The sequence below is a fragment of the Candidatus Sarmatiella mevalonica genome (assembly GCF_016751895.1).
Lineage (GTDB): Bacteria > Pseudomonadota > Alphaproteobacteria > Rickettsiales > Rickettsiaceae > Sarmatiella > Sarmatiella mevalonica.
Window position 1 is genome coordinate 1 of the sequence record NZ_JACVVM010000064.1, and the last position, 7,833, is coordinate 7,833.

4 protein-coding genes and 2 pseudogenes are annotated in these 7,833 nt (G+C 38.3%); 4 read left to right on the forward strand and 2 right to left on the reverse strand.

Features of this window, described 5'->3' with window-relative positions:
- Positions 1-177 precede the first annotated feature (177 nt).
- The gene (locus Sarmat_RS05350; protein ID WP_341826612.1) at positions 178-594 is read left to right on the forward strand and encodes a transposase; all 417 of its coding nucleotides are present in this window, start codon (positions 178-180) and stop codon (positions 592-594) included.
- Positions 595-818: 224 nt separating this feature from the next.
- A pseudogene (locus Sarmat_RS05355) lies at positions 819-1,124 on the forward strand (transposase family protein); the annotation flags it as partial.
- A 62-nt stretch (positions 1,125-1,186) separates the two neighbouring features.
- On the opposite strand, the pseudogene Sarmat_RS05360 reads toward Sarmat_RS05355, so the two are convergent.
- Positions 1,187-1,408 (reverse strand): annotated as a pseudogene (locus Sarmat_RS05360) (helix-turn-helix domain-containing protein); the annotation flags it as partial.
- A gap of 147 nt (positions 1,409-1,555) precedes the next feature.
- Positions 1,556-2,689: a molecular chaperone DnaJ gene (gene dnaJ, locus Sarmat_RS05365; protein ID WP_202149768.1), complete on the reverse strand. Its 1,134-nt coding sequence runs from the start codon at positions 2,687-2,689 to the stop codon at positions 1,556-1,558.
- Between the two features lie 429 nt (positions 2,690-3,118).
- Here dnaJ and Sarmat_RS05370 point away from each other — a divergent pair, with 429 nt between their 5' ends.
- Together Sarmat_RS05370 and Sarmat_RS05375 are read left to right on the forward strand one after the other, a co-directional pair.
- On the forward strand, positions 3,119-4,942 hold the full coding sequence (locus tag Sarmat_RS05370) for a hypothetical protein (protein WP_202149769.1): 1,824 nt from the start codon (positions 3,119-3,121) through the stop codon (positions 4,940-4,942).
- Between the two features lie 21 nt (positions 4,943-4,963).
- Positions 4,964-7,540 carry a TrbL/VirB6 family protein gene (locus tag Sarmat_RS05375; protein WP_202149770.1) on the forward strand — a complete coding sequence of 859 codons (2,577 nt, stop codon included), beginning with the start codon at positions 4,964-4,966 and terminating at the stop codon, positions 7,538-7,540.
- Positions 7,541-7,833 lie beyond the last annotated feature (293 nt).

The following is a 7,833-nucleotide window of genomic DNA, read 5'->3' on the forward strand; positions in this document are numbered from 1 at the left end:
TACTTTAATCGGTTAAAACATAGGGGAATATTTGAAGAATTAATGCACGAAACAAGAAATACTCTGCGGGTGAAGCTTGGAAAAGACCAAAGTCCCAGCATAGGCATCATTGATAGTCAGAGCGTCAAGACACGCTCTTTTAAAAAATGTAGAGAAAGGGTATGACGGGGCAAGAAAGTGGCAGGCAGAAAGCGCCATATTGTTGTGGATACCTTGGGCTATCCGCTGAGCATTGACGTTCATAGTGCGACGCCCCATGACAGCAACTGTGCTAGGGAAGTCCTATTTGGCTTAAAGCAAAACTTTCCGAGACTGGTAAAAGTTTTAGCAGATCGGGGGTATCAAGGTGATTTACAAAAATGGTTTTATGCGCATACGCAGGGGTGTTTGCTGAGCATTGTCAAGCCGGTGGACGGAACGAGGGGGTTTAAGGTTCAGCAATGGCGGTGGCTTGTGGAACGCTCGTTTGCGTGGCTGGGTAATTTCAGAAGATTGTCCAAGGATTATGAGATTTCCCCTTCATCCGCTAAGGCTTTTGTTCAATTAGCTTTCACAAAAATTATGCTGAATAGGTTAGTTAAATGTTTTGCGTGACTGGTTCTAATAGAAGTCTGCTATCAAAAGATACAAATGAAGAAAAAAGAAGAGGTAAAAGTTCCCATTGGTCCCTTTTTACCTTAGGCTTTGATAGGTTAAAATCCTGCTTTCGCGCAACCGTGAAGTGCTTTATCGAGACATTATCTCACAACTTAAGACCGCCCGACAACCTCTTTGTTGCACTCTTAAGTAGCGAGCTCAAAAAAATGTAGGGTACTATGACCCTAAAGAGTCAAATGGTGATAAATAAAAAAACGAAACAAGTGATATGTACTGCTTTTGTCAATGGTAAACGTCACGATTTTAGGGTATTCAAAGACTCTAACACTAAGATCAATCCTGATATAAAAGTCATTACTGATACGGGATACCAAATCATACAAAAGCTCCATAGCAAATCCGAATTACCAAAAAAGAAAACAAGGCATAACCCACTAACGAAAGAAGCTAAAAAGAAAAATCATGAAATCGCAAGTCAAAGAGTAACCAATGAAAATGTTATTGGAATGATTAAACGATTTAAAATTTATACTGCTTTACAAGGGTTTTGTCTTCCTCTTTTGATACAATATTCAGGTTAAGGTGGACTCCATGCTGGTTGATCTATCGCAATATCAACAACGGTCTTTCCTATATGTGGCTCAACACGATTAGCCAGAATAGGCTTCTTGCTGCTAATTTCCTGTAAGGCTTCTTCACCTCCATTCTCATAGAGTTCTTTGAAGCGATAGTAACTATCTGGGCTATATCCCATTGCTTTACAGGCTGCTGAGACGTTATCCAAGTACTTAGCAAGCTCTAGTACTCCTAAAAGTTAATGGAGATTTAGCTCGCTCGCTACAGCGCTATTTAGGGCGCGCTCACGTCGCTAATCTCTTTTCTTATACACCATGTCAGATTAAATACAAACTAGTACAGATTAGAGCAACTCAGGAGGTGTATTACTTTAATCAACGATTTAATCTTCATCACTCCATAAATTCTTCACTTTTTTAAAAATGCCACCAGATTCCTCATCCCGCTGATCCCAAAAATTCTGCAGGGTATTAATTTGCTCCTTGCTTAAATCTTGCATCTTAGGCATATCCACGGTTACTTGCGCAATCATATCCCCTCTACTAGAAGATTGCATCTGCGACATACCCTTGCCACGAAGCCGCAGTTTATCGCCGCTTTGAGTACCGCTAGGAATTTTTAATACCGCCGTACCACCTTCAATTAATTGCACACTCGCTTCCCCCCCTAGGATGGCAGTGATAAAATCTATCGACACCTTGCAGTGCAAATCATTATTATGAACAGTAAAGAAATTATGCTTCGAAATAGAAATTAACAAATACAAATCACCATTACCACCACCGCGCGCCCCAGCCTCGCCCTCTCCAGAGACGCGTATCTTATTACCATGCCCAATACCCGCCGGAATTTTGATATTCAATTCTTTAGCTTGTTGCACGCGCCCCTGACCAGAGCATTTATTACATGGGTTTTGAATAACATGTCCCACCCCCATACATTCTGGACAACCCTGCTGCACAGAGAAAAAACCCTGCGTCATACGCACAACGCCCGCACCGCGACAAGTTTTACACTGCACAACGCTCTTTGGGTCTTTACTGCCAACGCCATGGCATGCATCACAGCTAGCGTATGTAGTAAAGTTTATTTTTTTATCACTGCCAAAAAAAGCATCCTCCAAACTAATACTTATATTATATTGTAAGTCTGAACCTCTAATATTTATTCCCTGAGACTTAGAGCGCCCTCTTCCGCCCAAAAACTCATCAAAAATATCACTAAAAATATCTCCAAAGTCTCCTCCACTACCAAAGCCACCAGAAGAATATCCTGCATTATTTTGATAATTCTGCTGCCTTTCATAATCTGAGCCAAAGCGATCATAGTCCGCTCGCTTCTTCACATCACTTAAAACTTCATATGCTTGACTAACCTCCTTGAACTTTTCGGCTGATTCGTTACCAGGGTTATGATCTGGATGATACTTTTTGGCAAGCTTATGATAAGCTTTTTTAATCTCAGATGCATCGGCATCTTTAGACACGCCCAGAATGTCATAATAGTTTTTTGTCATGTGTCTATTTTATACAAAATAAAATGTGAGATAAATGTCATAGGAATATATTTAATTACAATTCTCTGCATTTTCAAATAGCACAAAGCATTTCTTTGGTTTTTTTATGCTAGGCTTAAAAAATAATGATACACTAAAAGTAATAAAGTCTAGCATAGATATAAAAATACATTCATGTGCACTTGGTTTAGATTTCACTTATTATTTTTTACGCTATTGCTATCACCTCTGACTGCTCGCGCAGAAAATGAGGGAAATACGGTAACAAGCATAATAGAAGGTTTATCTAACCTTACATGCGCTACCAGTGATTTTGGCAATATCATCAGGGGAGAATTTAGTCATACATGCTTCAAATCTTCATATTTTGACTTAGCCAGTTCTTTAAGCAGAGCAAATATAGCGGCTACAACATTGCTTTGTTTTAAAATGCGCAATGAAGAAATGCTACCAGGCAATTGCAGCATAGAAAAACGTGCAAATTACTCAGACCCACGAGTATCGTTCGCTATTTGCAACGATACTAAATTGCTAGCGCAAAACGCTGTAAATGTAGCAAGATCTACTGTGGCCATCGCCAAAGCAGTCTTTGGGAACGGTGATTGGTCTGATGTTGCGGATGCATGGCAAAATTCTGCTCCAAAATATCATGATATTTTTACTAATAAAAAAGTAGGCGATTTTGGTGTAATGCTCGACATTCATCCTGTGTATTGGAACGTTGTACTAGATTTAGACGCAATTTGCGTAGATACGATGGCTCTCTTTGGACTAACGCACTTGGGATGCAAATATCTTACGGAACCATTTCCCACTGGCAAATACGCTTCTTTTTTTACCAGAAGTGTTGATGGAAGCGAAGATATATTCTACAAAGATAAACTCAACCTCGTCTCATGCTCTGGGGGAACTAGTTGCTACTTAGATGCGGTAGATCATTCAAGAAGTGCATTTAATATCGTAACTCCCATAGCGCACTGCGTTCTTCAAATGTCTCGAAAGCTTTTTTTCAAACCACAAGTATGTTCTACAGACAGCATGCAAATGAAAGGTAGTTACATCGAGTCTTTTCAAGAAAACATGCGAAATATAGTGTATGCTATCATAACGCTTTGTATAGCTTTCTTTGGTATAAGCATTATCTTGCAAAAAGCAAAGTTCCATGATGGCATTACTCTAATAATAAAAATTATGGCGGTACTCTACGTTGGAGTGGGCTTTAAAGGCGCAAATGGATTACAAGAGATAATAATACCGTTGATATTTAATGGAATGGATGAATTAAAGGCATCAATACTCCAATACATACCATCTCATATATGCTCGTTTGACTCCTCCAACTATCAAGCGCCATTCAAACAATTAGCATTTTTAAATACAATAGACTGCCGTCTTGCGCATCATATAGGCCTTGTACCTGGAAAAGTAGGATTAGCTTTTTGGAATATAGCGTGGTTAGCTCTAATATTTACAATAGTTGGTACTGTTATAATAACCATATTAAGAGAGTATTTGCCACCTGAAGTCATAAAAATATTATCTAATGGTCTTGTAAAACTCAGATCTGAAATATTTATGCCAATACTTTTTTGCGCGCTTATGGTTCCGCTCCTGGTAGTGGATATTGTAGTGTATATTACTTACGTTACGGTCAGTGCCGTCATCCTTGGTTCAGTACTATGTTTTCTCTCTCCTATCTTCGTACCATGTATATTATTTAAAGCGACTACAAATGCTTTTCATGTATGGGTCAAATCTCTCATACTGGTTATCGTTAAACCAACTATTGCCGTTATTTTAGCGGTATTTGCATTTTCAATGCTAGATACTGTATGGAGTGCTAGCTGCAAATATCAATTGCAGACGAAGCAAGTTAAACTCAGTTCACCAAAATCTCAAACTGACTCATATAAATTCCGGACAATACAAACATATGTATTAGATACAAACTGGGATCACTACTCTGAGCAGGAAAAAAAGAGCTGTAAAGCAAGTATGGATTTTTTTCTATCTTCCACGTTGGGTTGGTTGTATCTGTTCTTCGATGCAATGACTTTTTTTCAAGGCTTAGCATCGGTCCTTATAATACTTTCGATCTTGCGATTAGTGATTATGGGATGCGATGGATTTATTGATGATTTACTTGGAGAAGCTCAAAGTATAGTCAAGGGAAGTGGCACAGACTCCGTCTCTCAAATACGTTCAGCTGCGGGAAAATTAGAACAAACCATCCGTGATATTTTTCCTCGATAACACTGAGAGTAGATGACTAATATGATAACAAAATTATCTTTGCAAAAAATCAAAATATCGTTGCGCATAATACTCCTATGCATCACGACATTTTTGCAGATTCATTCTGTATTGGCCATAAATGAAAAGATAAGATCAGATACATGCGTACCTCTTCCAATTAACGCGCTAGAGATAAAATATGATGCATATCACTACCTATTAGAACATATCAGAATGTCTAGTCTAGCAGTTGACGATAAAAACGGCAAACCTTTCACGCCTTGTGATCCAAACGATCAAAACTTCTCTTTTGGATTTGCTATGGATCAAGGAATGCTAGAATCCACTACTATGACGCTTAATACTACTAAGGAATTATCAAAAATTAGCGCTCATCCTAAATTAGGAGGAGATCCGGTGCTGGGTAAAATCAAGTTGTCTGTCAAACAGATTAGAAATAACATGTGCCTCACTATGCCAACTGTTATAGGCGATAGACCTCTCGTTTGCAAAGCTACACCAAGACCTATTCAGGAAACGCCCGAAATTCCGCAAAATAATAAGATAGCGCATGTATGCTATACATCTAATGATAGCCAGTCCCTCTTTTCATTTTCTGGTAATGCAGTTAGTTGCGTTCAACAAACTATAGGTAGCTTGTTTCAAGGTGACGCTAACATAGTGCTCCAACGACTAGCAGGATTTCACACTTTTCAAGAAAGTATGCGTGGTACGGTATTAGTGATAGTGGCATTATATATCATTCTATACGGCATTAGAATAATGAACAGTGGTCAAATGCATTCTCGCACGTTTTGGGAATTAATACTTAAAACTGTATTTGTTTTATATTTTAGCGGCGCCTTATATTCGTTTAATGAAAACAAAAGAGCTAACCCCATCGCAGATTTATTCCTGCCCTTGCTACAAAGTTCCATGATGGGTTTTATACAGATCATCGAAGGTGCACTAGATACCAATGGTATGTGTGTTTTTAATAAAGATAAATATGCGGAAAATAAAAAACATTATGCAATATGGGATAGAATAGATTGTAGAATAGCTATGTATCTTGGTTCTGTTGAAAGTTATAACATAAACGTAGACTCTAAACTCATCCCAACTATGACACACACTGAAGTTGGTAAAGATACGGGATTCAAGCCATTCAAACTCCCGCATGCGGATGCTAGTCTGTTTAAGCTCGTAAACACACTGCCGTATTTGATTGGTCAATTCTTTGGTGTAAACGAGCGAGAGAGTGACTTTCGCGGTGCATCTGGGCTCTTTTCTTACGCTGAACATATAATATTATTCGCATTTTTCTCGCCATTAATCGTAGTATTCATCATAGTATTGATGCATATAGTTACTCGAGCCCTAACGCATTATATGGTATGTAGCGTTACTATTTTTGCGCTCGCGTATCTAGCGCCTATTTTTATACCTACAATATTGTTTTCTGAAACGAAACGTTATTTTGATGGATGGTTGCGCGTTTTAATCTCATGTACGCTACAACCTATGGTTGTGATAGGTTTAGTTGTAATACTATTTAGTATTTACGATCAAATACTTTTTGGCACATGCCTTTTTCAAAGAGTGGACTATAGGAATAACATTGGCAGAAACATTAGTTTATTCGAGCTGCGCGTACCAGAGATTAACGCAGATCAATGTACTAGTAGCCTTGGCTATACAGCGCTCAAGGTGTATGTTACTGGCAATGGCTGGGAAGACCTTTTGTCTTATGATCCGCTATATATCATCATCGCTGGATTAGTATGTCACCGACTATTTTATCATATTTTTGGATTCGCGGCGCAGCTCACCTTAGGTCCTACTGTACGTATTCCAGAACTCGCTAAAACCCCAAAAAACAAACGAAATACAGGCGATAAAGGACAGCAAGATCTGTATGCAATGGGCGATAAAGAACAGCAAGATCTGTATGCAATGGGCGATAAAGAACAGCAAGATCTGTATGCAATGGGCGATAAAGAACAGCAAGATCTGTATGCAATGGGCGATAAAGAACAGCAAGATCTGTATGAAAAAGGTTACGAGAAGCGGCAAGGTTTAAATATACAAGGTGATGAGGAGCAGCAAGACCTATGTTACGAGAAGCGGCAAGGTTTAAATATACAAGGTGATGAGGAACAGCAAGACCTGTATAGCCAAAATGTCGAGGCGAATAGAGAGTCTCATAGTAATGCTGATGCAGATCATACGCATAATGTTGAAGGTCGCTCCGAACAATCTAATAACTTAAATCTACAAAACGCAAATAGCAAGGATATGGAGGATGCAAATCGTAACAAAAATCAAGAAGTATCAAGGCGTACAGATGGTAATAAAATCAACCAACAGAATATTCAAAACCAAGAAGGATTGAAACAAGATGACGCGCAGATTAAGGGCGCGCTCACAAATTTCGCGAATCAACAACAAAATATTCAACAAAACAATATAAAAAATGATTTATCGCAAAACCAACAGGATCCATTGCCGAATACATCGGCAAATCAAATACAACCTAAGAATGAAAATGCTGTGAGAACAGATAATCTCAATCTACTCGAACAGATGCAAAATATAAAACAAGAAAAAGAGTAAGTTCTGTTGAGATTTTACTTCCAAACAAGTATTAGATCTGCTGTGTGAGTAAGATTTTATGAGCTATGGCGCTGTTAACAAAATAATTTGAATTAGAAGAAAATTAGACCTCTTGCGTAAGTATTTAATTAACAATTAGCCAATGCGAGGGGTGAAGAAGATTGTTCGTGATTATTTTAGCATCAAGCGGCAAGTAATTTATTAACGAAATCATTTTTGAAATTAACAATTCCAGCAACAATATTAAACTTTAGATTATAGCCCTTACGCTTATTGCGATATCTATGAGATAA